Below are 26158 nucleotides of genomic sequence, written 5' to 3'. Positions count from 1 at the left end.
GCTTAAGTATTTATGCCTTATTTCGGCGTAGGCAAATTACAGCTATAGCAGTAAATGCCAATATAAAGCAGTAGTAAGATGAGGTTGATACTTGCCACGGGCTAATTTTAAATGTTGCGCCAAGTAGTAACGCTTGTGCACCATAAGGGAGAGATCCTTGCGTAACACAGGCGAAAATATCCAGTAAGCTTGCTGAACGCTTACCGCTGATCTCACCATCATCGGCAAGTTTTTTTGCGATAGGACCGGCAACAATAATCGACACGGTATTATTCGCTATACATACGTTGCTGGTCATAACTAACGCGGCAATACCAAGTTGATCTGCCACTTTTCTGTGCCATTTTGCAATGACTTTAGTAATGGCTTGAATCTTTTGCGCGATATAATCAAGGCCACCGTTAATACGAATAAACTCTGATAAGCCACCAATAAACATCGACAGCAAGAATATTTCTTGCATATCAGTAAAGCCCTTATAAATGTCTTTTACAAAGCTGGCACCTTCATAACTGCCAGTAAAGCCCATCAGTGCCGCAAATATAATACCGCTGAACAGCACCACAAATACATTAAAGCCCATCACCGCTAGTACTAAAATAAATGCATAAGGTAGTACTAATAGAATATCGTAATCTTTGGTTTCTACTGCTTGAGCCGCAGGAGTTAAAAAGAATAATAAACCAATAGTGAGGATAGCTGCTGGCAATGCGATTTTTAAATTCTCACGGAATTTATCTTTCATCTCACAGCCTTGGGTACGCGTTGCAGCAATGGTGGTATCAGAAATAATTGATAAGTTATCGCCAAACATCGCACCTGACACAATCGTACCGGCCATTAATGCTGGATCAATACCGGTTTTAATAGAGACCGCATACGCAATCGGGCCAATCGCCCCGATAGTACCCATTGAAGTACCCATGGCCGTAGATACTACCGCTGCAATTAAAAATAAGCCCGGTAAAAGTAATGCTGGTGGAATAAGTGATAAACCGGCGTTAACAACCGCATCCACGCCGCCTGTAGCACCTGCGACGGCAGAAAATGCCCCAGCAAGTAAATAAATTAAGCACATGGTAATGATGTTGTTGTGACCGGCACCTTTTATAAAGGTTTCTACACTGTGGTTAATGGTGTTCTTATTTAAAATAAACGCCAGCATAATCGCCGGTAAAATAGCAACAGGGGCAGGGAGCTGATAAAAAGCGTAATCGACCCCTTGTGATTGCAGGTATAAACCCGCACCTAAAAATAAGGCCACAAAGGTTAATAGGGGGAGCAAAGATAGTTTTGCTGTTGTTTTATTAAATGATGGCTGCATCATATTCCTCGTTAGATAACTTCTTGCACAACTAACACAGCCAAAACATCCCTCTTTTAGCTGAATTTAGTTGTCATACCTACCACAATGATAAGTACCTCAACAGCGCCCGCAAGCCAAAGACCAAATCGGCGCAAAGAAAGAAGTTTAAATGTATAGATGGCTAAAGTCTATGGGTATCTGTTATTATTATTTTTTAAAAGGCTTACCTGACTATTACACGAGTTTTAGATAAAATCTAGCCAACTCAAAAAATGCATAGGTTATTAATATGAATCGAATAGGCGTATTTGGCGCAAACGGAAGAATGGGCTTGGCATTAATTGAAGCCGCTCACAAAAATAATCATACCGAGCTTAGTGCAGCCTATGTACGCAGCAGTTCTCCCTTATTAAATATTGCCGTTAATCAATTAAATAGCGCAGCACCTGCGACAATTAATTTTAGTGATGAACGCAACGTTGACAATACCGACGTACTGATTGATTTTACGCTCCCAGCGGGTATGCGTGAGCATTTAAAAACAGCTGTTGCACAAAATATCCCGATGGTGATTGGCACCACCGGTTTAAATGACGACGATATGCTGGCGTTACAAACGGCTGCCAAGCAGATTCCAATTGTGTTTGCGCGAAATTACAGCGTAGGCGTAAATTTACTGTTGAATTTAGTGCAAACCGCCGCCACTAAATTTGGTGATGATTTAGATATCGAAATTTTTGAAGCGCATCATCGCCATAAAATAGATGCGCCATCAGGCACTGCACTTGCCATTGGTGAGGCAATTGCCGATGCAAAAGGGTGGGTGCATGATGAGGTTGCGATATTTGATCGCAGCCGAGTAGAAACAGAAAAATCGCAAAATGAAATTGGTTATTCGGTGCTCCGAGGCGGAGATATAGTTGGTGAACATACCGCATATTTCGCAACTTCTGGCGAAAGGCTTGAATTAACTCATAAAGCAAGTTCTCGAATGACCTTTGCATTAGGCGCAGTAAGAGCTGCGGGCTGGTTGAAAAATAAGCCTGCAGGACTTTATGACATGCAAGATGTCCTCGACTTGAAGTAGTTTAGTTACTTTTTTGGGTGTTTGGTGGCTTTTTTGGCTTATAGGGCTTATTTTTACTGATTATTGAAATAGGGTTAGACCTAAAAGGCAAATTACTATAAAATAGCGCTAATTTGCCAAAAATTCATAATTGCGTGTTTCCAATCGCTATAAACGGGTAGTAAAGCAAATGACTTTACTCCCGTTTTTTACTGTTAGGAGGTTAACTTGACTAAATCCGCTCTGTTAGTTCTAGAAGACGGCACAGTGTTTCGCGGTACTGCAATCGGCGCTGACGGCATGTCTGTCGGTGAAGTAGTATTCAATACATCAATGACTGGTTATCAGGAAATTCTGACTGACCCTTCATACGCGGAACAAATCGTAACTTTGACGTACCCACACATAGGTAATACGGGTACTAACAGCGAAGACGAAGAAGCGAGTCACATTTGGGCTAAAGGCCTAGTGATCCGTGATTTGCCACTGCTAGCAAGTAATTTCCGTAACGAGCAATCGTTAGATGATTACTTAAAAGAACGTAATATCTTAGGTATTGCAGACATCGACACCCGTAAGCTTACCCGTATTTTGCGCGATAAAGGCGCTCAAAACGGTTGTATTATTGCAGGTGACGAATTAGATGAAAACCAAGCGCTCGCAGCTGCGCAAGCCTTCCCAGGCTTAAAAGGTATGGATTTAGCGAAAGTAGTATCAACCAAGGAAAATTTCGAGTGGCGTGAATCAAGCTGGACATTAGGCGCAGGGTTCAAAACTCTAAACGCAGCCGATGAAAAGTTTCACGTTGTTGCTTATGATTTCGGTGTGAAGCGTAATATTCTACGTATGCTTGTAGACCGTGGTTGTAAATTAACCGTTGTACCTGCACAAACCTCGGCAGCTGACGTGTTAGCACTTAACCCAGATGGTATCTTCTTATCGAATGGCCCGGGCGATCCAGAACCGTGTACTTACGCCATTGAAGCAATTAAAGCCTTTTTAGAAACTGAAATTCCTATTTTTGGTATCTGTTTAGGTCACCAATTGTTAGCACTTGCCTCGGGTGCAAAAACAGTGAAAATGAAGTTTGGTCATCACGGTGGTAACCACCCAGTGAAAGATTTAGACCGTAACGTAGTAATGATCACTGCGCAAAACCATGGTTTTGCTGCCGATGAAACAACGTTACCAGATAACCTTCGTGCTACGCATAAATCGTTATTTGACGGAACGTTGCAAGGTATTCACCGCACCGACAAACCTGCTTTTAGCTTCCAAGGTCACCCTGAAGCAAGCCCAGGTCCACACGATGCAGCCCCATTATTTGACCACTTCATCGATTTGATGCAAGCGCGTAACAACTAATTAAACCGGAGTAACAATGCCAAAACGTACCGACATAAAAAGCATTCTTATCCTAGGCGCAGGCCCGATTGTAATCGGCCAAGCCTGTGAATTTGACTACTCTGGTGCTCAAGCGTGTAAAGCACTTAGAGAAGAAGGCTATCGAGTTATTTTAGTTAACTCAAACCCTGCAACAATTATGACCGATCCTGATATGGCTGATGCGACCTACATCGAGCCAATTCATTGGGAAGTGGTAGAAAAAATTATTGAAAAAGAAAAGCCAGATGCAGTGCTACCTACAATGGGTGGTCAAACCGCATTAAACTGTGCGCTAGAACTAGACAAGCACGGTGTATTGGCAAAGCATGGTGTTGAGCTAATTGGCGCAACAGCTGATGCAATCGATAAAGCAGAAAACCGCGAACGTTTCGACATCGCAATGAGAAATATCGGTTTAGAATGCCCGCGTGCTGAAATTGCTCATTCAATGGATGAAGCAAAAGACATCATCACACGCATTGGTTTACCGTGTATTATTCGACCTTCTTTCACTATGGGCGGCACCGGCGGCGGTGTGGCGTATAACTTAGAAGAGTTTGAAGAAATTTGTGAACGCGGTTTAGACCTTTCTCCAACCAGCGAGCTATTGATTGATGAATCATTGATCGGTTGGAAAGAGTACGAAATGGAAGTTGTGCGTGACAAAAACGACAACTGCATTATCGTTTGTGCAATTGAAAACTTTGACCCAATGGGTGTTCATACTGGCGATTCAATCACCGTTGCTCCTGCGCAAACATTAACTGACAAAGAATACCAACTAATGCGTAATGCCTCTATGGCAGTACTGCGTGAAATTGGTGTTGAAACAGGTGGCTCAAACGTACAGTTTGGTGTTAATCCAGATGACGGCCGTATGGTTATTATCGAGATGAACCCACGTGTATCACGTTCATCAGCACTTGCTTCAAAAGCAACCGGTTTCCCGATTGCTAAAATCGCGGCTAAGCTCGCTGTAGGTTACACATTAGACGAGTTACAAAATGATATCACCGGTGGTAAAACACCTGCGTCGTTCGAGCCATCAATCGACTATGTAGTCACAAAAATTCCTCGCTTTAACTTTGAAAAATTTGCCGGTGCAAACGACCGTTTAACCACACAAATGAAATCTGTAGGCGAAGTAATGGCGATTGGTCGTAACCAACAAGAGTCGTTACAAAAAGCATTACGTGGTCTGGAAGTTGGCGCAACGGGTTTCAACCCAATCGTGGCACTTGACGACCCGAAAGCGAAAGAAAAAATCATCCGTGAATTACGTGAGCCAGGCGCTGAGCGTATTTGGTACATTGCTGATGCAATGCGTCACGGCATGAGCGTTGAAGAAGTGTTTCAGTTAACGAAAGTTGACCGTTGGTACTTAGTACAGATTGAAGACATCTTAAAAGACGAAGCTAAAATTGCCGAAGTGGGCATGGCTGGCTTAAGCGCTGATTTCCTTCGTAAGTTAAAACGTAAAGGTTTTGCTGACCCTCGTATCGCTGAAATTGCCGGTGTGTCTGAAGCTGAAATTCGTAAAAAGCGTCATTTATTAAACATCGTGCCAGTATACAAGCGCGTTGATACGTGCGCTGCAGAGTTTAGCTCTGATACTGCATACATGTACTCAACGTACGATGAAGAGTGTGAAGCTAACCCATCTGATCGTGATAAAATCATGGTTATTGGTGGCGGTCCTAACCGTATTGGCCAAGGTATTGAATTTGATTACTGTTGTGTTCACGCAGCCCTTGCACTACGTGAAGACGGTTACGAAACTATCATGGTTAACTGTAACCCTGAAACGGTTTCTACCGACTACGATACGTCAGACCGTTTATACTTTGAACCAATTACCCTTGAAGACGTACTTGAAATCGTACGTGTAGAAAAGCCTGTTGGTGTAATCGTGCAATACGGTGGTCAAACACCACTTAAACTTGCCCGTGAACTTGAAGCTAACGGCGTGCCAGTAATTGGTACTTCACCAGATGCGATTGACCGTGCAGAAGACCGTGAGCGTTTCCAACAACTTGTTGAGCGTTTAAACCTGCTTCAGCCTGAAAATGCTACTGTTACTTCAACTGAAGAAGCGATTTTAAAATCAGCTGAAATTGGTTTCCCACTGGTTGTGCGTCCTTCGTATGTACTAGGTGGTCGCGCAATGGAAATCGTGTATGACGAGCAAGACTTACGTCGTTACATGACCGAAGCCGTATCTGCATCAAATGAAGCACCAGTACTACTTGACCGTTTCTTAGATAACGCGATTGAAGTTGACGTTGACGCAATTTGCGACGGCGAGCAAGTGATCATCGGCGGCATCATGGAACACATTGAACAAGCGGGTGTTCACTCAGGTGACTCAGCCTGTTCATTACCAGCCCATTCGTTATCACAAGAAGTGCAAGACGTAATGCGCAAGCAAGTAACTGACATGGCACTGGAGCTTGGCGTGGTTGGTTTGATGAATACACAGTTTGCTGTTAAAGATGGCAAAGTGTACTTAATCGAAGTAAACCCACGTGCAGCGCGTACGGTACCGTTCGTATCAAAAGCGACCGGTGTGGCACTTGCAAAAGTAGCGGCACGTTGTATGGCGGGTCAATCTTTAGCAAGCCAAGGCATTACTAAAGAAGTGATACCACCTTACTACAGCGTAAAAGAAGTGGTATTGCCATTTGCTAAGTTCCAAGGTGTGGATCCTATCCGTGGCCCTGAAATGCGCTCTACTGGTGAAGTAATGGGTGTCGGTGATACATTCGCCGAAGCCTTTGCAAAAGCACAATTAGGTGCAAGCAACACTTTACCACGCGGTGGCCGCGCGTTACTATCTGTGCGTAATAGCGATAAGCCACGTATTGTTGAACTAGCTAAAACCATGACAGACCTAGGTTTTGAACTAGATGCAACAGGTGGCACAGCCGCTGCACTTGAAGATGCTGGTATTGCAGTACGTCGTGTAAACAAAGTATTTGAAGGTCGCCCGCACATTCTTGATAGAATCAAAAATGGCGAGTATAGCTATATCGTTAATACTACCGAAGGTCGCCAAGCGATCGAAGATTCGAAGGTGTTACGTCGTGGTGCATTGCAACACAAAACTAACTATACAACGACCTTGAATGCGGCATTTGCTAACTGTACTGCTAACCAAGCAGACGACCGCAGCAAAGTGACGTCAGTTCAAGAACTACACCTGCGATTGAACTAAGGAAATGTGCCAAGGCCGTTTATCGGCCTTGGGATTAAGTGAGAAAAGTATGCAAACAATTCCGATGACAGTTCGTGGCGCAGATTTAATGCGCAAAGAACTTAACGAATTAAAAACAGTTACCCGTCCAAAAATTGTATCTGATATTGCAGTTGCACGTGAACATGGTGACTTAAAAGAAAACGCTGAATATCACGCAGCGCGTGAGCAACAGGGTTTTTGCGAAGGCCGTATTCAAGAAATTGAAGCTAAGCTTTCAAATGTACAAATCATTGATGTGACTAAACTACCAAATACGGGTAAAGTTATTTTTGGTACCACAGTAACAATCGTTAATGTTGAGACTGATGCTGAAGTTAAATACCAAATTGTTGGTGATGATGAAGCAAGTATTAAAGATAACCGTATTTCGGTTAATTCACCGATTGCCCGTGGTTTAATTGGTAAACAAGCAGATGATGCTGTGATCATTAAAACCCCGAAAGGCGACGTGGAATACGAAATCATTGAGGTTGAGTACATTTAATTACTTTACTCATTTTCACGTTTTTAAAAACCGATGCTTGCATCGGTTTTTTTATGCCATAAACAATCTCGACATTTCTTAATAAATTGGGTACGTTAAGCTAACATATTGATAATTTGCAGATGTTGATGACAGCTATTACTTTTCCTGACGCATTAAAAAACGGCGATAAAATTGCCATTTGCGCATTTTCATCCGGTGTTGAGAGCATCTTTCACCCACGCCTGGAACGTGTACTTTCTGGCTTAACACGCCGTGGCTACCAAGTAGTCGAGGGTAAATGCTTAAGACAACAAAGTAGCCCAGCAAAACAACGCGCTGATGAGCTAATGGCGTTCTTACTAGATGACAGCATTGCCGCAATTATGCCGCCGTGGGGTGGTGAGCTTGCCATGGAAATACTTCAGTATATTGATTTTAATGCGGTTAAGTCTGCCAAGCCAAAGTGGTTAGTAGGTTTTTCAGATGTGAGCACGTTTGCCTGTATGCTTACAGTGCGATGTGGTTGGGTAACACTTCATGCTGCAAATCTAATGCAATTACATCCTAACGAGGAAGACAACTACTGCTTGCAAGTTTTTGATGTTCTGGCGCTTGAGAAAAATAGCTATTTCGAACAGGTGCCTGCCAAGTATTATCAGAATAAAGTGATTGATTACGCAAAAGAGCCAGATGCATTATTTGATTATACTCAGCCGAGTCAATGGCGCTGCCTAAACTATCAAGACTCAAGGCAAGTAGAGCTGACGGGGCGGTTATTTGGTGGCTGTCTAGACTCACTTAACGTGTTACTGGCTTCTCCATATCTTGATCTGCATAACTTTAAGCAAACATATGCGCCAGAAGGTTTACTACTTTATTTAGAAAATGCAGAGCTTTCACCTACAGCAGTGGCCCGTACTTTAATGGCTTTGCGGTTAAATGGTGTGTTTGCTGATATTAACGGTATTATTCTGGGGCGTAGTGCTTTGCTTAGCTCTCCAGAGCAAGACATTGATTATTACCAAGCCCTTGAGCTTGCGTTAGGTAATTGTTTATTCCCAGTTATCATCGACGCTGATATCGGACATGTTGCACCCAATTTATGTTTAGTGAATGGCGCGTTTTGCAGTTTTAAAGCCACTATAGATAAAGGCTTAGTCTTCAATGCGAGCCTAGTGACCACTTTGCAATAGAACTTCGTACCTAATTGGTGATAAAGATGCATATTAAGGCAATGGCGTTAATATGCATTTTTCGCGATACGTAATTATTTTGAATCAGATAACCTTTCGACTAATTCAACACGCCGATTCAGCTCTCGACCTAATTCGTTTTTGTTAGTGGCTGCGGGAGAATAGGGGCCAACACCTTGAGGTATTAATCTTGTTTTAGCGATACCATAGTCAGCAATTAAAGCTTTAACTACCGCATCAGCCCGACGTTTAGAAAGGTCTAAATTATATTCAGCAGAGCCTTTATCATCTGTGTGACCAACAACATACAAACTCAATGCCTTATTTTTTTCTAAAACTTGCGCAATGACATCCAATGATTGTTTAGATTCAGGCTTTATGACCGCTTTATCGTAGTCAAATAACACCCCATAGATTGAGGCTTTACCTTTTTGCTTAAGTTGCTCTAACACTTTATCGCTATTTGTCTCTATTAACCCAGTTAATAATGGCTCGCTCTGCATCACTACAAGCTGAATACGAGAATCGCCTTCATAGTTACCTATAAAAAAAGCTACATAGGTAGTTTGGCCCTCAACAGTACTTTTCATAACTTGGTATCGAGGTTGGCGCCAGTAATTATAAGCTTGTTTTACAGCGAGTTTATCCCCTAACTTTTGTAAATCCTCACGGATTAACCTATCTCTGGTATTACCACTGCATGAATCTTTTTGACAAGAGAATACCGTTTCAAACCCTTCTTTTACTAAAGCACTTAGATAATTATGATAAATTTTTAGCGTTGACACCCTGTTTACGACATAAGTAATTTGGGTTAAGTCTCCGGTAACGTCTAGCATTGGGAGTGTGTTAGTTTTTGTATCAACAATACCAACAGGAATGCTGAATTCTTCATAATCAACCTGTTTGTAATCTTCAATATAACTACTAGGGTAGCGACTTATTAATGGATGATCTGCTGAGCCCCCTTTATCTTTACGCGGTGCCTTGGTTATCTGTTTACTATTGTGTTTGGTAAATGCGTCAAAATTGGCAGTGACAAGTCCTGATTCAATGTCTCTTATATCCACTGTGGTTAATAATACTCGCGTCGTATTTTTATACTGACCAACAAATAACGAAATAGCAGCATCGGGGGACTCATCCCCTTTTGTGGCGAAAATATAGTGAGGTTGTTGGAATTGATTACTAGGGTTAAAGTAGCTAGACTTTTCAGCTAATAATTTTCTTTGTTCACGTTTATCTCCTGAATAACAATCACTTAAAGAACATGTATAAACCACTTTAAAACCAGCATCACTTAACGCACTTTCATAATTTTTTGTTACCTTTAACGAAGCAACATTTTTTATCGTATAAGCGTAATGGCCTGTATCACCAATGAATTTTTTATACTCAAATTGTTGAGACTTTTCAGCTGTAGCAACAAACTTTGTAACAAGGCGAGTTTCTTCACCCGCTAAAATAACGGAGTTCTCCAGCTTGGCACTTGGATAGGGGGAAAGCAAAGGCTCTGCGTGTAGGTTAAATACACATATTAGGGGGGCGATACAAAATATAAGTACCTTGGTTATTTTGTTATTCATTGAAATTCCTTTTATTAATGAAGGTAAACATTGTATTTAAAAAATAAGTTGGCCTAATTAAACTTTATAAAAAAGAATAAATCGCAATTTTTTAACGCTTACAAATTTTGCTGGCGTTGATAGTAACTTTACAGGCTTGAGTGTCAATTGATTGCCAATGCTGGATATCGGATGGCGCAGTACAACCGGCATCTTCAATAAGTAAAATGTCATCCTCACAAAGTAATAAAACGGCATTTTTATCTTGAATGAAAACTTTTAACTGATAGCCCTCAAAAGGGATGAGGTTGTTTTTATTGCTGTTGATAGCAGCCATTAGTAATGCTTGCGGATCAGTATAGGTTTTGGTGCTGAACTTTAATGTGCCATCAACCGCGGCTGAAATATCTTTTAGTTGTGATGCAAGATCAGCCATCTTTTCTGGATCATGTGCATTAGCTAGGCTAGAGCAGCCCACAGATAAAACAATTACTAAGATTAGAGTTAAGTATTTCATTTTAAATATTCCAAGCGGTTAAGTTGCCATTTTCGTCTTTACCGTTGTCTAAATTCCAATTACAAATTTGCCAGCACTCTTCATCATTAAAAATAGCATTAGCAATAATCGATATAAAATACTGTATATTTTTAACCGCTAAATTAAAAATGTCGTCGTAGTGCATTGGGCCATTTGGAGTATTAAGCTGCTCAATGTAAGTGTAATTAATCTCATCTTGGCGAGGGTAGAGTAGCCCATTGTTTGCCGCAACATGCCTTGCCCATGGAAAAAGCCGATATCCTTCTTCAGCATGATCAACAACCAGTTGAAAGCCTGAATGCCACGCATCAAAGTCAGGAGCTGCTGATTGTGCGTAATCTGGGTGGATATGCGATAAAACATGCTGCCATAGTTGTTTAATATTTTCATCAAGGCAATTATTCTGGTTGGTACACGAGCCGATATTCAGCTCAACGCGTTCAGCAAGGCCAATTTCACCCAAGTTTAACTTTGGCCAAATGTAAGCGTCTTGATTCATTTCACAAGTGCGGTGATCAGTTTGGTTTTGCTCATACGGGCCCACTTTAAGCTCGACCACCGGATGAATGGTGATATCAGCTGCAACATGCGACATATAACCACACAGCCAAGCAAAGCATTTTTCTTGCGCTGATCCCTCTAGATTTTTGCAATACTTTACTGCTTCTTTAATTACATCACCTGTATTGTGATAATGCATTAAATCAGCCCATTTATTTTGCTCTGAATTACCCACAGCTAAATAAGGGTAGTCAGGCGATACACAGCCTAACTCAAGGTATTTTTGATTTTGACTTAATATCAGCTTTGCTTTGGTAGGAATATTCATTCCAATCAGGGCGTTATTCTCAGTAGCTAAGTTAGCCGCAGTGATGTGTGCAAAGGCACCAGGCATGAGTAAATCCTTCTACTTAGTAGTTTTTGTTAATATATTTGCTTTTCATACATAAAAAGTCAGCATAACTTAAAATAGAAAAATATTATGTAAGATACAACTCTACGGCTAATTTAGTTTTTCACCTAGTGATTGAGTAACATACTCTACAAAATGAGTCACTAAGGCTGACTCAGCGCGTCGCTGGGTATAAAGGGCGTAAAAACGTGCGCCCTTTGGGCGAAAGGCTGGTAATACTTCACGAACTGTTCCTTGTTCTAATTTGCTGGCGACTAGATAGCGAGGTAGCTGTGCTATTCCAACTCCCTGTAACATCGCAGCGTGGATTGCTTTTTTGTCACTAAAAGCCAATTCGCCGGCAACATTCACTATCAACTCTTTGCCATCATTTAATAAGATCCATTGCTCATAGCGTGAATATCCGTTACATCGAGTGATTAGACTATGCGCTTGTAAGTCCTCTGGATGACTGAGTGGTGGATTCTGTAACAGGTATGCGTCAGTTGCACACAATACCATTTCATCTTTTGCAATGAAGCGAGCGAGATAGGGTTCGTTGTTTAGCTCAGTGCTGCGAAATACCACATGGATATTGTCTCTATGTAGGTCAGATTTATGGTTGCTGAAGTCAGTTATTAAACGTACCTGAGGGTGTTCGGCGCGAAATTTAAGCAGTATAGGCGTGAGCATTATTTCACCCCACAAGGTAGGGGCTGAGATGCGAAGCTCGCCACTGAGTGCGTTGCGTCGATTGTGTAAACCATCAATTAACTGCTCATGCAATGTGATCATTTGTTCTGCTTGGCTAAAGGTCAGCTCACCTGCATCTGTGAGGTGAAGTTTTCGAGTGGTGCGGTTGAGTAATACGGTTCCTAAAGTGTGTTCTAAATATTTAATGTCTTTAGAGGCTTTACTTGGCGTTATGCCAAGATGCTCGGCCGCCAAGACGAACGAGTCGAATCGAACTATAGCGACCAACAGGCGCATAAGATAAAGAGTATCTGTTTTGTGATTATTCATTGTTATGTCCTGTTGGGCATTAATGTATTTCCTGGTGCTCTGATTATATCCTGTTTGGCATTGGTTACAATGTACTAAATATCATTTCATAACAGGTTAAAGACATGCAAAAAGATATAAATAATGCGTTTGAATTTCTTCAAGCAGGAGTGCAGCTTAAAAATCGTGCAGTACTTGCGCCTCTTACTCATAACATGAGTGCTGACAATGGCGATCCAAGTCAAGCTGAACTTGATTGGCTTGCAAATTGTATTCGTGGCGGGTTTGGTTTAATTATTGCCGCGGCAACTCAAGTGTTGCCTGGTGGTCGTTGCTGGTCAGGACAACCCGCACTTATGACGCTTTCGCAGCAGAATGCCTTTTCGCGTTTAGCTAAAATAGCGGATGAAAATGAAGCGCAGGTATTGGTACAGCTTCATCATGGTGGAGTAAGGGCTTTACCTGATTTGAATGAAGGTGCTCCTTCAGGGCCTAGCGCTGAGCAACCAGGCGACCGTTATGCTCTGGGGGTAACGGAACTGAAAGATAATGATATTCATGAGCTCATCGAGGCATTTGTTCGATCATCGCAACGAGCTTATGACGCAGGCTTACATGGTGTTGAATTGCACGCAGCACATAATTTTTTACTATGTAACTTCCTCAATCCCCAAGTTAATCGACGCACTGATCAGTGGGGAGGCAGTATACAAAATAGAGCTCGGTTTTTGATCGAAATAGTGCGAGGGATTCGTGCACGTATGCCACGTAAGTTCCTGATAGGCGTACGTCTATCGCCAGAAAGTTATGCCAATGTGGTTGGGATCGAACTAGAAAATCAGTTAGCTGTCACCCGTTTACTGGCAGCTGAGGAAATTGATTATGTGCATTATTCAATGGGCAATACTTTTAAATCAGTTAACGGCAAGGTTGGCACTGACTTGTTGACTGAGTTAAGTAAAGCTAATCCAGCCAATATTCCTATGATGGTAGCAGGAAAAATTCAAGATGAAAAAGACGCTAAGTTGGCATTGGCTGGTGGCGCAGATTTAGTGGCTATTGGTACTGCCGCATTAGGTAATCCAGACTGGGTAAAGCGAGTCAATGAGGGCGCTTCACTAATTTATCCGCCATTTAGCGAGTCATGGATAGCCGAGCAGGGGTTCAGTTTTGAGGCACTGAAGTACCTAAGGTCTATGACCGGTGTGCTTGAGCGAGTAAAAGAAGCATGATGTCTGATTGGGCGTTGTTGTTGATATTTATTCCGACCTTTTTCCTGATTTCAGTGTCACCAGGTTTGTCTATGATGCTTGCCCTGAGTTACGGTGCCAGCTTGGGCGTAAAAAGGGCAGTTTGGGTCATTTTTGGTGAGGTTTTTGGGGTATCACTTATTGCTCTAACAGCCCTACTGGGTTATACCAAAGTGCTGGTTGAATTTCCCGCAGCTATGCAATTGTTCAAATATGTTGGTGCTTTTTATCTTATATGGATGGGTATTAATGTTTGGCTGGATGCAAAAGTTAATGCAGCTACAGTGCAAGTTGACAGTGATAACATTGATTTAATGTTGCGCGGCTTCTTAGTTTCGATTTCAAACCCTAAGTCCTGGTTATTTCTAATGACATTGCTGCCACCTTTTATGAACTCAGCTTTGCCATCGGGTCTACAAACGTTACTTTTTACAGGCTTGATCGCACTAATTGAATGCTTAAATTTACTCATCTATGCTTATGGAGGCCAAAAAATTAACAGATTGCTACTAGCTCGAGGGCAAGGTCAATTATTAGGCAGGATTTCGGCGTTGATGATGATTAGTATTGCAATCTTTTGGCTTATTAGTAGTTATTGATAATTTTAAACTATGAGATTTAATCATCGTAAATGAGCAACTCATTTAATCCTACACCTAGAGCCTTGTGTTATCAATTGACGTTTTAAGTTTTACGATTAAGAGTTATGCTACACATTAGTGTGTTAGGGAAAAGATAGGGATGTTGTTACATATTAAAGTGATTTATCTAATAACTACACATATGAGCGAGCTGAATTAGCTGTAAGCAGTGAAGCTACTTATAATTTATTTAAATTATAAGTGTTTAATACTTAAATAAATTAAATGGTCGGTATGGAGAGATTCGAACTCTCGACCCCTGCCACCCCATGATGTGACGCTATAATGAGTTAAGTTATTGTAATTTATTAATTATAAATACAATTAACTGATTTTATATACAGTTTATTTTGCAATTTTTATCATTTTTACAATTCAATAAAATCAAGCGGTTAGGGCGCTTGTTACAAATCGAGTATTTAAGTTATCAGTAAAACTCAATATAAACAACTCATTAGAAAATCTTAATCAAAAGCTTCACTTTCCTTAGCAAGATACTTTACCTTTCCAAACTCGCTCACTAGGCTTATACTGTACAAATAAACAGTGTTTTATTTTGGTGTGTGTATGTTTGTTATTCCTATTTATATTGATGCGGGTATTACTGGTTTTGAATCGCCGGCAGCGCAATATAAAGAGCTGGGCTTAACTTTGGATGGATTACTTATCAAGCACCCAGATGCTACTTTTATAGGTGTAGCATCGGGGCAATCTATGCAGGGGGTAGGGATATTCGATGGCGACCTGTTAATTGTCGATCGCGCAGTTGATGTAAATACAGGTGATATTGTGGTTGCCACTTACAATGGCTGCTTTGTTTGTAAAATAATCCATAAAGAAAAGCGTTTGTTGATGTCGGCATCAGATGACTATGCACCAGTTTATATATCACCTGAAGATGGCTTTTGCTTAGAAGGAGTGGTTACAAGAAGTATTCGCTTGCACAAGCCTTGTGTGGAGTTTCTCAGTGCCAAATAAAAGACATCATACTAAATTTATATGTGCTTTTGAGAGTCAATGACCTTGTTTTATCAAAAATCCAATGGAAATCTTAAAGTTAGCGTAAAATAATTATCTTCGAAAGTCGAATCGGTCATCACGGCAAGACTTTCTAACTGGTCTACAATTGCTCTTAGCCCATGGCCTCGAGAAGGGTCTTTTTGACTATTTTCTTTTGTCAATGTTCCTGCTTTATCCTCCTCACTAGGAAAAATTTTAACCTTGTTTCGGAAAAAAATGTTTATGTGACTGCCAGATTTTAAAGATGCTGTTATTTGCAACACTTTATCACTGCTATGCTGACTAGCATTCCCAAAAATTTCACTTATTACTGAATATGAAACAAATTCAGGGATGGGTATAGGAGGCATCAATTCAACACTTGGATGAATATATACTTTTAGATCATTAAATTTATTACTTAAAAACTTAACTATCTCAATAAAGTCTACTAATCTATCTTGTTTACCATATAGATTAGTTTTTTTATTATCTATATGTATCAAGTTATTAGCTTGCTCTATCGTTTCTTCACTAATATCTAAATTTAGCTGTGACTTTGCACTTTTCAAAAAACTTGATGTGTCGTATAAATAAAAAGATTTTAGGTTCGGTAAACTAGAGTAGATCTCATTTAGTAGTTCTAGTCTGGCGTTTAAGTTTTTACCTCGTTTTTTGAGCCACCAATCTTCCTTCACATCCCCAGTAACTAAGACCAGATGTTCAATACCATCAGATTCAGCTTTTTTTATTATTTCTCTCCATAGCAACAAGTCACCATACTTTCTAATGAATTCTAGTTCACCAACAAAGTAAGAACCATCTTTTTTAAAATCTAGGTATCCAGGTGGGATTTTTTTTTGGTAGCGGTCATCGGCTGTTTTATAAATATCATTAAGCTCATCTTTAGTAAAAGCTTCACCTATTTTTCCTTCAAAAATATTGAGAACAACATCTTTGAATTTATCTTTTTGATGTACATCGGGATGTTTTTTTTCTAAATCGTTAAGTTCATTTATGAACTCTTCTAAAAAAACTTTACTTTTAGAAATCCTTTCATCAGTTATGAATTTATCAGGCTCTATGACTGAGTGCCTCTCGTTCAATTTAAGTTTGTCTAATGAGTTTTTTAAATCATTTATAGCAACATCGAATTTTGAGACTGCCTCATCAACTAACTTTTTAACTTCATTAAACCTTCCTTTTTGATCACCTATTGTAGAGTGTCTATTATTAAGAAACTCCAATATCACTTGAAAGCCAATCCAAACTCGTGGATTAAAATCTTTTGAGTTAAGTACCTTTATTAAGTCTGCACTTGCCGATTCAGGCAGTCTGTACAAATCTAGAAGTACATTTGAGTCGAATACAAATGTGCCCTCTTTCCAGATTACATCAAAATCTATTTCTTCTGAGTCTTGGTGTGTTTTTAGTAAATTATTAAAGGTGTTCATTTCTATCCATGAGAGTTTTTATGTAACTATTAATCATAGTAAAAATTTTTTAGTTGAAATACTAGTCAAATAAGCAAAGTACATCGTATTATTGGTTTGATGTGTATAAAGCTTAATGACGTTAAGGTTAATATTTCCTAGGTTGTTTGAAAAAGGTATTGCTTAGAATGTGTGATTACCAGAAGTATTAAGCTGCATAAACCTTGTGCTGAATTTGCACATAACGCATAGAGTGATCGCTTGTATTGCAGCATTAATAATTATATATTGTTCAAAAGTTATTACATACGGACGTGTAGTATTTAGTTATTTTTACTCTATAATGCCGCGTCTGTTTATCACCTTGAGGCGCAATTTTGGATAAGAATAATAATAAAACTAAGTATGTGTTTGAAATATCTTATGATACGTCAGAAACTAAAGACCACACCATTGACGCTGAAAAACTTGGCGCCGCAATTATCAGTACATCAAAAGCGCTTAAAAATGCCGACAAATCATTGAACGGTGAAGAGTCAGACTTAGAGCTGGATGTAAAAGCTCATTCTGAAGGGTCGTTTGTTGTTGAATTTGTAACGTATCTTAATGCAGCTGGCATAAACCCATTAACTCTTTTAGGTTTTGCAGGTGGTGCAACAATTAGTTCAATGACAGTACTAGGTGCAATTGCCCAGATTAAATCACGTACAATTAAGCTGACAGAAAAGACCGAATCAGGGAAAACAAAACTACATTTTAGTGATGATGAATCATTGGAATTAGACGATGATGTGGCTAAATTAGTATTAAATAGAGAGCTTCGCAAAGACTTAGATACAGTTATTAAAGCACCTTTGGAAGGCACCACAGACGCTAAATTTAAGATTACTGATCAAGATGGTAATGAATTGATTTATGAAAGTGATGACGTTCAAAATTTCAAAACGCCGGCTAAAACTGTAGTAGATGAGGTTACTGAAACAGAAGAAACTAAAGATATTCGATTTGTAAAAATTAACTTTGAAGGTTCGAGTGGTTGGCAAGTACGATTGCCTGACGGTGATGTCGTTACAGCTAAAATGTCAGATGAGGGATTTTTAGCTAGAATTAAAGGTAATGAACAGAATTTTGTAAAAGATGACTTATTCAGCGCCATTATTAAGACGACTAAAAAGCACAGAACAGGTAATAGCCCAATTTATAGCAAAGAAATAAAACGTATTTTACGTCACAGAACTAGACCAGAAGCGAAGATCATAAAAGATAATGAGTGAAACTGAAGCATATATACAATTAATCGCGATGGTGGGCATTTTACTATGTCTACCTTACTGCGGGTATGTGTTTTACAACATAGGTAGATGGTTAACAGCTAAACTTTTTCCTCCTAAGTATTTAACCATCGAAATAACAGATGAAAATGGCACTGTTCGATTTGAGCGGATAGATTTGAAAGATGATGAAGAGTTAGTAGAAAAGCTTTTATTAGCAAGGGGGGCTTCTGAAAGATAATACAAAAAAAATAGGAGCCTTTATTGCTGGCGCTAATACCGTTGCGTTAGCAATTTTTCAATATTGCTACTCAGAGTCAGATTTTTTAAATGTTTTAACAGTTTGTACTCCTTTAGTTATAACTGTAATTGTGTATATAGGCGACTGGGGGCTAGCGATGTTGAATATCCAAAGCCCTGCATTGATGCATGCGAACAATAAGTTAGACAAGCGAATTGGATATTTAACTAAAAGGCGTAAAGAGGCCGAAGACATGGGTATTTGCACTAAAAAAATTGATGCTGAATTCCAAAAAGCTGTTATCGCTCAATCTAATTTAATGGATGCTAAAGAAATTAAATAGTCTAGTCCCATTACATTCTCATATCTATATTATTCAAAATTAAATTCAAAAGAAGATTTAAGTAAGTTATGAGTAAACAAATTTCAAAAAAGCACCATTTTATTCCACAGTTTTATATAAAAGGATTCTCTGATCAGAATAGTGACGTATTTTTATTCAACAAAGAATATAAGACTATAGGAAAATCCCCTAAAAAACCTTCACAAATTTTTTATGAGCATGATCTTTATACGTTGAATCAATCTGGTGAAACTTCATTACTTATAGAAGACAGTTATGGACAATTAGAAAACATGTTTGCAAAAGTAGTTCTCAAGCTCGAAGAGTGCTCCAATGAATCGCTTTCTGAACTTTTGAATATGAAAGAGTTTTCTAATTTTTTAATTATGATGATGTCAGTTCAATATTGGCGAAACCCAAATCAGACTATTAAAGCTAATATATTAGCGGCAGATCTTGTCAATATTTATGAACAATCACTAGAAAAAAATAGGGAGGTTATTCCATTTACGCGTAAGGATATAAAGTTCTATAAAAAGAAGTGTAAGAATAAAGCCATGCAAAAATTTATACAGTTTTTCGTTCTTCCGGTTATAACTTTTAAATTCCATCCAGAGCAATTGAAAGGTTTTAGTTTCTTGGTATCAGAGCCTGGGAATGACTTTTTGTGTTCTGACAATCCAGTAATTATTGACTCAATTGATGCAGAGTTTAATTTTGAGGGCGGGGCTTTCTTTCCGATTAGTAAAACCTATGCATTATCAAATAAAAAGTTTCAAGGGATGGGTGAAGTTGATGAACTGTTATTACTTAACGCTAAAAAGAAAGTAATTGGCTCTTCAAAAGAGCGGCTTCAATCACTATTAAAACTTCTGTAGGACCTATTAATAAATAAAACCCGCTGATTAGCGGGTTTTTTTATGGGCTAGCGTTTGTGGATCATTCGGCTTAAGCGTTCGTTGGCCGCTTTAGCTATTTGGGCGAGTTGGTAGGGTTGTATTTTCATACTCTCGCGTAGGATGCCGGGGATTTTATCGAATGAGGTGACCATATCTTCAAGCGCGAGTGCTTGGGTATGGGTGGTTTGGCCATTCTCGATAGTGAGCATGATTCGCTGGTAATCCAGTGGAGCGGGTGCTTTGGTGATGGCCTGTTGTTGCTGGGCGTCAAATGCGCGGATCACTTGTAGATGAAACTTAGGGCTTATCCACATGGCGTAGGCGTAAACCAGTTCTTTGCATACCCAAGTTCCTATACCACGCTTAGTTTCAACGGGGTTGTCCATATCTGGACAAGTTGAGATTTCGTTTATTAAATCTTTAGTTTGTTCAAGTCTCAGAAATTTCACTGGTCGGTTTTTATCTAGGCCACCACTTACTTGGTGTAAATCATTGATTGAATAAAGCCCGTCATGCAAACGGATCTGTTTTGATAAGATAGATAGAGTAGTCATGTTAAAACCTTTTTGTTGATGTTTTAAAAACATCACCTAAGGCTGCGAATCCTAGTGGTGATGCTCTGAGCAAGGTTCGCAGTATCGGCCAAAAAGGAATCCGACCAGCCCGAAGGCTGCCTCACCCAGAGCACCATAATGATGGCGCGACTAGGCACCGCTCACAAAAAACACGCATAAGTGTATTGGCGTGTTGTGAGCGCCTTTTTGAACTTTCGAGCTGCGACCCTCGACACCAGATTTTGCTGGTGTGGGATAAGTATGGGCTGACTGTTATTTTTTGTCAATATCATGCTTTATTTTGCCGTTGGTGGTTTAGCTTAGGTTTACGGTTAAGTTGGGCACTTGCACCCATTCTATTTGCTTGCCGAATTCGGTGTAGACTTTGGTTGATTTGCTATCTGAATGGCCCATGCGTGTTTGTGGGTCCCAGCCCTGGGCTTTTATTAGTCGTGCTGAAAGGCCGCGTATTTCATGGTAGGTTGGGCGTTCTTCTGGTTTTAGGTTGCTGTATAGGCCTAGTTGGTCGCGTACGTTTGAAAATTCGCGGCTGATGTTTTTGCTGACTATTTGGGTGATGTGGTTTACCAATGCACTGGTTGGGTTTGAGTTCTTTTTAGGGAGCTTGTGCACGACGTATGGCGATACGGTGTTGTCGCGGCTGTTGTCGATAATGGCTTTTATTGTGTCGTTGATAGGTATGATCACATGCGACGCTTCACTTTTATAGGTTTTTTGGCGGTGTATTGCCAGTTCACCATAAATTTTACCGTATTGGTCTGTGAGTGGTTCTTTATACCAAATGCAACCACAGCGCCCTGGTTCTGCTTTTTTTAGTTTGTATTCTATGCGCGATACTTCGAGTACTGCGTGGGTGGTTTGCATGGTTAAGTCCATGGCTGTTTTTAGCCAGAGTGGGGCGGCGGCGCGTATTTTTTCAAATGCGTTTACGTCCAGGGCTTTGCGCTTTTTGGCTTCTTTTGGCTTTTTAATTTTAAGCGCTGCTGGGTTGGTGGTCATGTGGCCTGTGTCTTTGGCGTAGTCGAATACCAGTTCAAGGAAGCTTAATTTGCGATTGTATACATTGTTGCTGGCGCTTTGATGAAAGTGGTTCATGTAGTCGGTAACATCACTTAGGGTGATTTCTTCGCCTGGCATGGTGAAGTATGACTTAACGCGTTCGGCGTCGTTTAACCACGTAGATACAACACTGGTGCCGGGCTTTTTATCGGCGGTCATGCGCTCAATTATTTTATCTACTAAGCTGCTAAAACTGGTTTTTGACGCGGTATCGTTTATTAGGTCGTCTAGTAATGAGCCGCCGCGTTTTATGCGGTTGTACTCGTTGGCAATGATGATTGCTTCGGTACGGTTTTGGCTGATTATTTTACGCTTGCCGTTTACCAGTTTGAGTTGATAGCCGGCGTTTTTATCAAAGTATAAAAACGGCGGCAGGTCTCGGTTTTTATTAAGTCGTTTTCTTGGTGCCATTTTAGCTGTTCGCTGCTAGTTGCAATGCAATTTCTTTTGCTTTTGCATGCGTTCCTGGTTGTTGATCTTCGTAAATATACACTTGTTGCCCTGGGCCTACCAATTCACCTTGTACATAGCCGGTTGCTACCCAGTCACGAAGTGATTGATAGCTTGGGAGTGAGTCGTTGTGAAAGTGTTTTTTTGCCCAGCAGCGGGCTTTCATTAATTTAGGCTTTTTCATAAGTCACCTGTTTGCAGTTCGTCTAAGTTAGGTAGCGCATCAAGCGCTTGGTTTAGGTTTTCAAATTCATAGTTTGTTCGATCACCTGGCGTACGAATGTCAATAATTACGCCGTCGTCATCTTCTATTATGCTGATCACTTTTTTAGCCATGTTGGTTCCTTAAAATGCTAAGCGTTCTTGCCTTGGCTGTTTTGCTGTTGGCCTGTTATCAGCATCAACCACTTCTATAAATGGTTCTTGCTGATATTGGTTGCACAGCTCTGTTATGAATACTTGGGTGCCGTGGGTTTGGCAGTGGCCATAACGGGTTTTTGTTTTAGCTTGGCCGCGCCAGTCTTTATGCGGGCAGTGCGGATCGTCGGTTTTGCCAATGTGTTTATAGGCCTGACAGCTAATGCAGGCCTTTGGCATGGTTATTTTATTGATAAGCATTTAATTAAAATCACTTTGGTTTTCATGGATCACTTTTGTTATACACGCTAAAGCACAGCTCATAATTCCCATTTTTACTACGTAATTAAATGGAAAGTCGTCTACTTCGTTGATTTCAATTAGGGCATCACGCTCTATTTTTAAAACTTGTATTTGTTGTTTTTCACTGAGCTTCAAAAGTAGTTCGTCTGTTACGATAGGAGTTGTATCGTTGATATTTATTACGTTACCTGTTGCCATTGCTGCTCTCCTGAATAAGTATATTTGGGCGCTTAAATAACAATGCGGTGTTCTGTAATTGGTTGATGGTTACTGTACGGCCATCGATGGCGATTACTTTTACTTTTTTAACCGGGTGTTGTTCTTCAATTATGGTGTAGCGCTTATTCTTTCGTATGCTTCTTAAACATGCTTCACCATGTTTGAACGATTGGCCAAACTCGCGGGCTATTAGTAGCTCTGTGTAAAATAGCCCTGTTTCGAGCATTCTCTCAGCTGCTTGATGCGTATTCATTGGCGGCTCCTATGCGGCTTTTTTGGTTTGTGTTGGCTGTGCGCTTTGCACAGCGTGTTTACGTTGGTAAAACTGGCGAATGCGTGCTCGTTGATGGGCTACGCAGTTGCGTTTAAATTTGTGCATTGTTTTATCCTTCAGTTGGTAAAATTTTGTTTTATTAGCTACGGTCATCAATATTGCTAGTTTAGTAATGACTATTGCCAGGGCTTTAAACCGAGCTTTAAGCGCTGTTCGTTCCACTTTTTTACCAGTTCGCAGGCTTCTTTTTTGAGCTTTTTATTAGTTAGTAACTGTTTGATCTCGGCTTGGTCTTTGGCTTTAAAGCTGACCAAGGTTTCGAGCGTTGCTTGCTCAAAATCGGTCATTACGCTGCTAGTAATGCTTGCTGTGAACGGGTGTTTTCAATAAGACTTAAAAACGCTTTGGTGACACACAGGTCGCGCTTGGCGCTGGCGTTTAGTGCCCATGTGCCAAGTACGGTTTGTGTATTTAGATCGACAAATACGATGATGCAGTATTTGGTACCTGATTCGTAAATGCGTAGTTCTTCACCTTGCATACGCTGGTTCATAAAGTGAATGCGCTGCTTTAGTTGGTTGATGATGAGTGCTGTAAATATGTTTAGCATGATTGTTCGTCCTTTTTCCTGTTGTGTTGTTGGTTGCTTACGGCAACCACTCGGCTGGGCTAGTTGGGCAAGTGCGCGCCAGCAGGTTGTGACACTTTCCCTGAGTTACGCTGCGTGTGGTGGTGGCTCAGGGTATGGGCTATTAGCTGCTTTTTGCTCGGGTATGATCAATTGAAATGGGCATACCTTTTGCGCTTGTTTTAGCTTGTGAAGTAACGGGCCTGTTGCGGCGTTATTTCGGGCTGTTGGGAATAAAAATACTTTGGTCATTGCTATTCTCCTTGTGCCGTTAGGCTGCTAGTAAGTCGTTTTGTAGTTCACGCAAGCGGCGTAAACGGGTGGTGCGAACTGTTCGGGCTACCCGAATAGTTCTAAAGCTGCGTTCTAGGTCGTTATTTGCTGCGCTAATTAGGCAAAGCAGTATGCATACTGTGTAGCGCAATACGCCTTGCTTGATTGCTTGGTGTACTGTTTGACGCATGGAATGGGTGTTAAATTTAAAGCTGAGCTCGTTACATGCTTGGCGAACCGTGCACAGTTTTACGCCTAACTCATCGGCTATGCTTTTTTGCGGTAGGCCTTTAGCGACCAATAACAAGGTGCGCGCCTGCTGGGTTGGTAGGCGTGAATAGGGCTTGGCGTTAACGTGCATGCCGTCAAGCTGGTATCCAGTTTCTGTGCGTTGAGTGTTCATTTTTTGGCTCATTTATAACTAATGTTATAAATAATACCTTTTAAACTTATTTTGTAAATAACAAAAGTTATTAAAATTTACTGATTAAAGTTATATTTTTGATAATTATGAATTTTTATTTGTATTTATTTTGAACATTTAAAGAGATGGCGCTAATATTGTGAGGTTTTAGAATAAAAGGAATTCAAATGAAAGGACTTAATTTTATTGCTTTAGATGTTGAAACGGCTAATGAAGATCATAGTTCTATTTGCCAAATCGGGTTGGCACGGTTTAGGGATGGTGTTGTTGTTGAGTCCATTTCACAGCTGATAAACCCAAATCAGCCTTTTAGTTATGAAAACATTGAGGTTCATGGCATTACTGCCAGTGATGTTAAAAGTGCCCCAACAATGAATGATTTTATTGATGCGTTTTGGCACTTTGTGGGTGATGATCATATTGTTACTCATACGGCCTACGATAGAACGGCTTTGAATAAAGCGTCTATTCGATATAATTTACCGTTTAATGATAAACCTAAATGGCTTGATTCTGCGCGTGTTACTCGTCGTGCTTGGACTCAATTTTCAGAGCGTGGCTATGGGCTGGGTAATATTTGCCATCACTTGGGGATTGAATTTAAACACCATGATGCGCTTGAGGATGCGGTAGCGTGTGGCAAGGTGTTAATTGCAGCTTGTGAGGTTAGGGCTTGTACTTTAGATGATTGGTTTGATGAACTAAATAAAAAGCAGTTGTCTCGGTTTGAAAAGTTGCATATAGATGAACTCAAGGGCAACCCAGAAGGAAGTTTAGCCGGTAATATTATTGTGTTTACTGGTAATTTAACTTTATCACGAGCTGATGCTGCGGAACTTGCCGCTAAAGCTGGGTGTGATGTGGCGAAGGGTGTTACTAAAAAAACGACTATGCTTGTTGTGGGTGATCAAGACATGTCGGTACTTGCTGGGCACGATAAGAGCAGCAAGCACCGTAAAGCAGAGGATTTAATTGCTAAGGGCCAAGAAATACAAATTATGGCTGAATCTGATTTTATGGCTCAAGTATCATCTTATAACTGAGTACCAGAATACTCGGCCGATTACTCTAACCTGTTGTGCTTCTTCAAGTGTTAGGTTTTCGTCTGGGTATTCATCCATATTAAAACTGCGTATGCGCAGGCCACCACCTGGTCTACGTGTGAGAGTTTTAACAAACAACGCGCCCGCCCAATCTATGGCGAACATATCGCCATCTTTTATTGTTGTATTTGCTGTATCAATACCAACGGTTGCACCATCAGGTATAACAGGTTCCATTGAATTGCCAGACACTTTTACACAAGCGGCAGCATTATAATCAATACCATGTTTGCGCAACGACGACTTAGAAAATCGTAGTTTTGGGCCTGATGTTTCAAGTTGTATTGTTGAACCAATACCTGCTGATAATTCTACTTCTATATAAAACGGTACTTCTACTTCATCATCATTGAGTGGGGTTTTATTATCCCATGGGTCTAATTGTATCAAATGACTTACATTTGAGTTTGTTTTTCCTGAACCAAAACTAAAAGGCACTTCTTTTATATGGTTTTTATGTGCGTCACTGTCACCATGCAGTAACCAATCTACAGGAACACCAAGTACCCTAGCAAAATCGTTTATTTTGCGGGGGTCTTTAGTTTTGCCATTTTCAATTTTGACAATGCTAACTTGAGATACACCAACTAACTCACCAAGTTCGTCTTGGGTAAGTTTGGCCGCCTCTCTAGCTTGTTTGAATCTATCTTTTAATTTCATAATTCTATTATGCATAACAAATGTTATATATTGCAAATAACAAAAGTTATGATAACCTTGATAACTAATGTTATAAATTGAGGTGT

At 40.3% G+C, this 26158-nt stretch carries 31 protein-coding genes; 13 read left to right on the top strand and 18 right to left on the bottom strand.

Annotated features, from left to right (window positions below):
* Positions 1-10: 10 nt before the first annotated feature.
* On the bottom strand, positions 11-1324 hold the full coding sequence (locus tag H5162_RS03915) for a Na+/H+ antiporter NhaC family protein (RefSeq protein WP_182734359.1): 1314 nt from the start codon (positions 1322-1324) through the stop codon (positions 11-13).
* A gap of 271 nt (positions 1325-1595) precedes the next feature.
* Here H5162_RS03915 and dapB point away from each other — a divergent pair, with 271 nt between their 5' ends.
* From dapB to H5162_RS03890, 5 genes are all read left to right on the top strand, one after another.
* Entirely contained in the window at positions 1596-2393 is a 798-nt protein-coding gene (gene dapB / locus H5162_RS03910; protein ID WP_182734300.1) for a 4-hydroxy-tetrahydrodipicolinate reductase, read from the top strand.
* A 207-nt stretch (positions 2394-2600) separates the two neighbouring features.
* Entirely contained in the window at positions 2601-3737 is a 1137-nt protein-coding gene (gene carA, locus H5162_RS03905; RefSeq protein WP_145233083.1) for a glutamine-hydrolyzing carbamoyl-phosphate synthase small subunit, read from the top strand.
* Between the two features lie 16 nt (positions 3738-3753).
* Positions 3754-6972 carry a carbamoyl-phosphate synthase large subunit gene (gene carB / locus H5162_RS03900; RefSeq protein WP_145233084.1) on the top strand — a complete coding sequence of 1073 codons (3219 nt, stop codon included), beginning with the start codon at positions 3754-3756 and terminating at the stop codon, positions 6970-6972.
* 49 nt (positions 6973-7021) lie between these two features.
* Entirely contained in the window at positions 7022-7498 is a 477-nt protein-coding gene (gene greA, locus H5162_RS03895; RefSeq protein WP_145233085.1) for a transcription elongation factor GreA, read from the top strand.
* A 128-nt stretch (positions 7499-7626) separates the two neighbouring features.
* Positions 7627-8673 carry a S66 peptidase family protein gene (locus tag H5162_RS03890; protein ID WP_182759365.1) on the top strand — a complete coding sequence of 349 codons (1047 nt, stop codon included), beginning with the start codon at positions 7627-7629 and terminating at the stop codon, positions 8671-8673.
* A gap of 74 nt (positions 8674-8747) precedes the next feature.
* Here H5162_RS03890 and H5162_RS03885 read toward each other — a convergent pair whose 3' ends face one another.
* The 4 genes from H5162_RS03885 to H5162_RS03870 form a co-directional block, all read right to left on the bottom strand.
* On the bottom strand, positions 8748-10259 hold the full coding sequence (locus tag H5162_RS03885; protein WP_182759364.1) for an OmpA family protein: 1512 nt from the start codon (positions 10257-10259) through the stop codon (positions 8748-8750).
* A 91-nt stretch (positions 10260-10350) separates the two neighbouring features.
* Positions 10351-10755 (bottom strand): hypothetical protein, encoded by a 405-nt coding sequence (locus H5162_RS03880; protein ID WP_182759363.1) that lies wholly within the window; start codon positions 10753-10755, stop codon positions 10351-10353.
* Between the two features lies 1 nt (position 10756).
* Positions 10757-11671, bottom strand: coding sequence for a zinc dependent phospholipase C family protein (locus H5162_RS03875; protein ID WP_182777758.1), 915 nt, complete (start codon positions 11669-11671; stop codon positions 10757-10759).
* Between the two features lie 108 nt (positions 11672-11779).
* Entirely contained in the window at positions 11780-12691 is a 912-nt protein-coding gene (locus H5162_RS03870) for a LysR family transcriptional regulator (protein WP_182759361.1), read from the bottom strand.
* A 104-nt stretch (positions 12692-12795) separates the two neighbouring features.
* On the opposite strand from H5162_RS03870, the gene H5162_RS03865 reads away from it, so the two are divergent.
* The 3 genes from H5162_RS03865 (at position 12796) to H5162_RS03855 (ending at position 15539) form a co-directional block, all read left to right on the top strand.
* Positions 12796-13902, top strand: coding sequence for an NADH:flavin oxidoreductase (locus H5162_RS03865; protein WP_182777756.1), 1107 nt, complete (start codon positions 12796-12798; stop codon positions 13900-13902).
* Positions 13899-14519 (top strand): LysE family translocator, encoded by a 621-nt coding sequence (locus H5162_RS03860; protein ID WP_257326125.1) that lies wholly within the window; start codon positions 13899-13901, stop codon positions 14517-14519. The genes H5162_RS03865 and H5162_RS03860 overlap by 4 nt, the downstream gene beginning before the upstream one ends.
* A 609-nt stretch (positions 14520-15128) precedes the next feature.
* Entirely contained in the window at positions 15129-15539 is a 411-nt protein-coding gene (locus H5162_RS03855) for a LexA family transcriptional regulator (RefSeq protein WP_182777754.1), read from the top strand.
* A gap of 53 nt (positions 15540-15592) precedes the next feature.
* Here H5162_RS03855 and H5162_RS03850 read toward each other — a convergent pair whose 3' ends face one another.
* Positions 15593-17014 (bottom strand): PIN-like domain-containing protein, encoded by a 1422-nt coding sequence (locus tag H5162_RS03850; RefSeq protein ID WP_182777752.1) that lies wholly within the window; start codon positions 17012-17014, stop codon positions 15593-15595.
* 356 nt (positions 17015-17370) lie between these two features.
* On the opposite strand from H5162_RS03850, the gene H5162_RS03845 reads away from it, so the two are divergent.
* The 4 genes from H5162_RS03845 (at position 17371) to H5162_RS03830 (ending at position 19726) form a co-directional block, all read left to right on the top strand.
* Positions 17371-18267 (top strand): hypothetical protein, encoded by an 897-nt coding sequence (locus tag H5162_RS03845; RefSeq protein WP_182777750.1) that lies wholly within the window; start codon positions 17371-17373, stop codon positions 18265-18267.
* Entirely contained in the window at positions 18260-18505 is a 246-nt protein-coding gene (locus tag H5162_RS03840; RefSeq protein WP_016899763.1) for a hypothetical protein, read from the top strand. Before H5162_RS03845 ends, H5162_RS03840 begins: the two co-directional genes overlap by 8 nt.
* A gap of 157 nt (positions 18506-18662) precedes the next feature.
* A complete protein-coding gene (locus H5162_RS03835) occupies positions 18663-18848 on the top strand; it encodes a hypothetical protein (RefSeq protein WP_182777748.1) in 186 nt (61 codons plus the stop codon).
* Between the two features lie 68 nt (positions 18849-18916).
* Positions 18917-19726, top strand: a complete 810-nt coding sequence (locus H5162_RS03830; RefSeq protein WP_182777746.1) for a DUF4238 domain-containing protein — start codon at positions 18917-18919, stop codon at positions 19724-19726.
* A 47-nt stretch (positions 19727-19773) separates the two neighbouring features.
* Here H5162_RS03830 and H5162_RS03825 read toward each other — a convergent pair whose 3' ends face one another.
* The 11 genes from H5162_RS03825 to H5162_RS03775 all read right to left on the bottom strand — a co-directional run bounded on the left by H5162_RS03825 (position 19774) and on the right by H5162_RS03775 (position 24288).
* Positions 19774-20301 carry a KilA-N domain-containing protein gene (locus H5162_RS03825; RefSeq protein ID WP_182777744.1) on the bottom strand — a complete coding sequence of 176 codons (528 nt, stop codon included), beginning with the start codon at positions 20299-20301 and terminating at the stop codon, positions 19774-19776.
* A 315-nt stretch (positions 20302-20616) separates the two neighbouring features.
* Positions 20617-21792: a recombinase gene (locus H5162_RS03820; protein WP_182777742.1), complete on the bottom strand. Its 1176-nt coding sequence runs from the start codon at positions 21790-21792 to the stop codon at positions 20617-20619.
* A gap of 1 nt (position 21793) precedes the next feature.
* Positions 21794-22015, bottom strand: coding sequence for a hypothetical protein (locus H5162_RS03815; RefSeq protein WP_182777740.1), 222 nt, complete (start codon positions 22013-22015; stop codon positions 21794-21796).
* A complete protein-coding gene (locus tag H5162_RS03810; RefSeq protein WP_182777738.1) occupies positions 22012-22167 on the bottom strand; it encodes a hypothetical protein in 156 nt (51 codons plus the stop codon). The genes H5162_RS03815 and H5162_RS03810 overlap by 4 nt, the downstream gene beginning before the upstream one ends.
* Before the next feature lie 9 nt (positions 22168-22176).
* Positions 22177-22449: a hypothetical protein gene (locus H5162_RS03805; protein ID WP_220493500.1), complete on the bottom strand. Its 273-nt coding sequence runs from the start codon at positions 22447-22449 to the stop codon at positions 22177-22179.
* Entirely contained in the window at positions 22450-22689 is a 240-nt protein-coding gene (locus tag H5162_RS03800; protein ID WP_182777736.1) for a hypothetical protein, read from the bottom strand. It lies immediately after the preceding gene.
* Entirely contained in the window at positions 22676-22963 is a 288-nt protein-coding gene (locus tag H5162_RS03795) for a hypothetical protein (protein WP_182777734.1), read from the bottom strand. Before H5162_RS03795 ends, H5162_RS03800 begins: the two co-directional genes overlap by 14 nt.
* A 197-nt stretch (positions 22964-23160) precedes the next feature.
* A complete protein-coding gene (locus H5162_RS03790) occupies positions 23161-23331 on the bottom strand; it encodes a hypothetical protein (protein WP_182777732.1) in 171 nt (56 codons plus the stop codon).
* Entirely contained in the window at positions 23331-23594 is a 264-nt protein-coding gene (locus tag H5162_RS03785) for a hypothetical protein (protein WP_182777730.1), read from the bottom strand. Before H5162_RS03785 ends, H5162_RS03790 begins: the two co-directional genes overlap by 1 nt.
* A gap of 105 nt (positions 23595-23699) precedes the next feature.
* Positions 23700-23864, bottom strand: a complete 165-nt coding sequence (locus H5162_RS03780) for a hypothetical protein (protein ID WP_157586741.1) — start codon at positions 23862-23864, stop codon at positions 23700-23702.
* Between the two features lie 19 nt (positions 23865-23883).
* Positions 23884-24288, bottom strand: coding sequence for a LuxR C-terminal-related transcriptional regulator (locus H5162_RS03775; RefSeq protein WP_182777728.1), 405 nt, complete (start codon positions 24286-24288; stop codon positions 23884-23886).
* A 188-nt stretch (positions 24289-24476) separates the two neighbouring features.
* Here H5162_RS03775 and H5162_RS03770 point away from each other — a divergent pair, with 188 nt between their 5' ends.
* Entirely contained in the window at positions 24477-25352 is an 876-nt protein-coding gene (locus tag H5162_RS03770; protein WP_182777726.1) for an exonuclease domain-containing protein, read from the top strand.
* On the opposite strand, the gene H5162_RS03765 is transcribed toward H5162_RS03770, so the two are convergent.
* A complete protein-coding gene (locus H5162_RS03765; RefSeq protein WP_182777724.1) occupies positions 25338-26072 on the bottom strand; it encodes a S24 family peptidase in 735 nt (244 codons plus the stop codon). The genes H5162_RS03770 and H5162_RS03765 overlap by 15 nt on opposite strands.
* Between the last annotated feature and the right edge of the window lie 86 nt (positions 26073-26158).

It is taken from the genome of Pseudoalteromonas sp. SR41-8 (genome assembly GCF_014163915.1).
In the GTDB taxonomy this organism is placed as follows: domain Bacteria; phylum Pseudomonadota; class Gammaproteobacteria; order Enterobacterales; family Alteromonadaceae; genus Pseudoalteromonas; species Pseudoalteromonas rhizosphaerae.
Note: the sequence above shows the minus strand (reverse complement) of the source record. Positions and strands in the feature narration are given on the sequence as shown.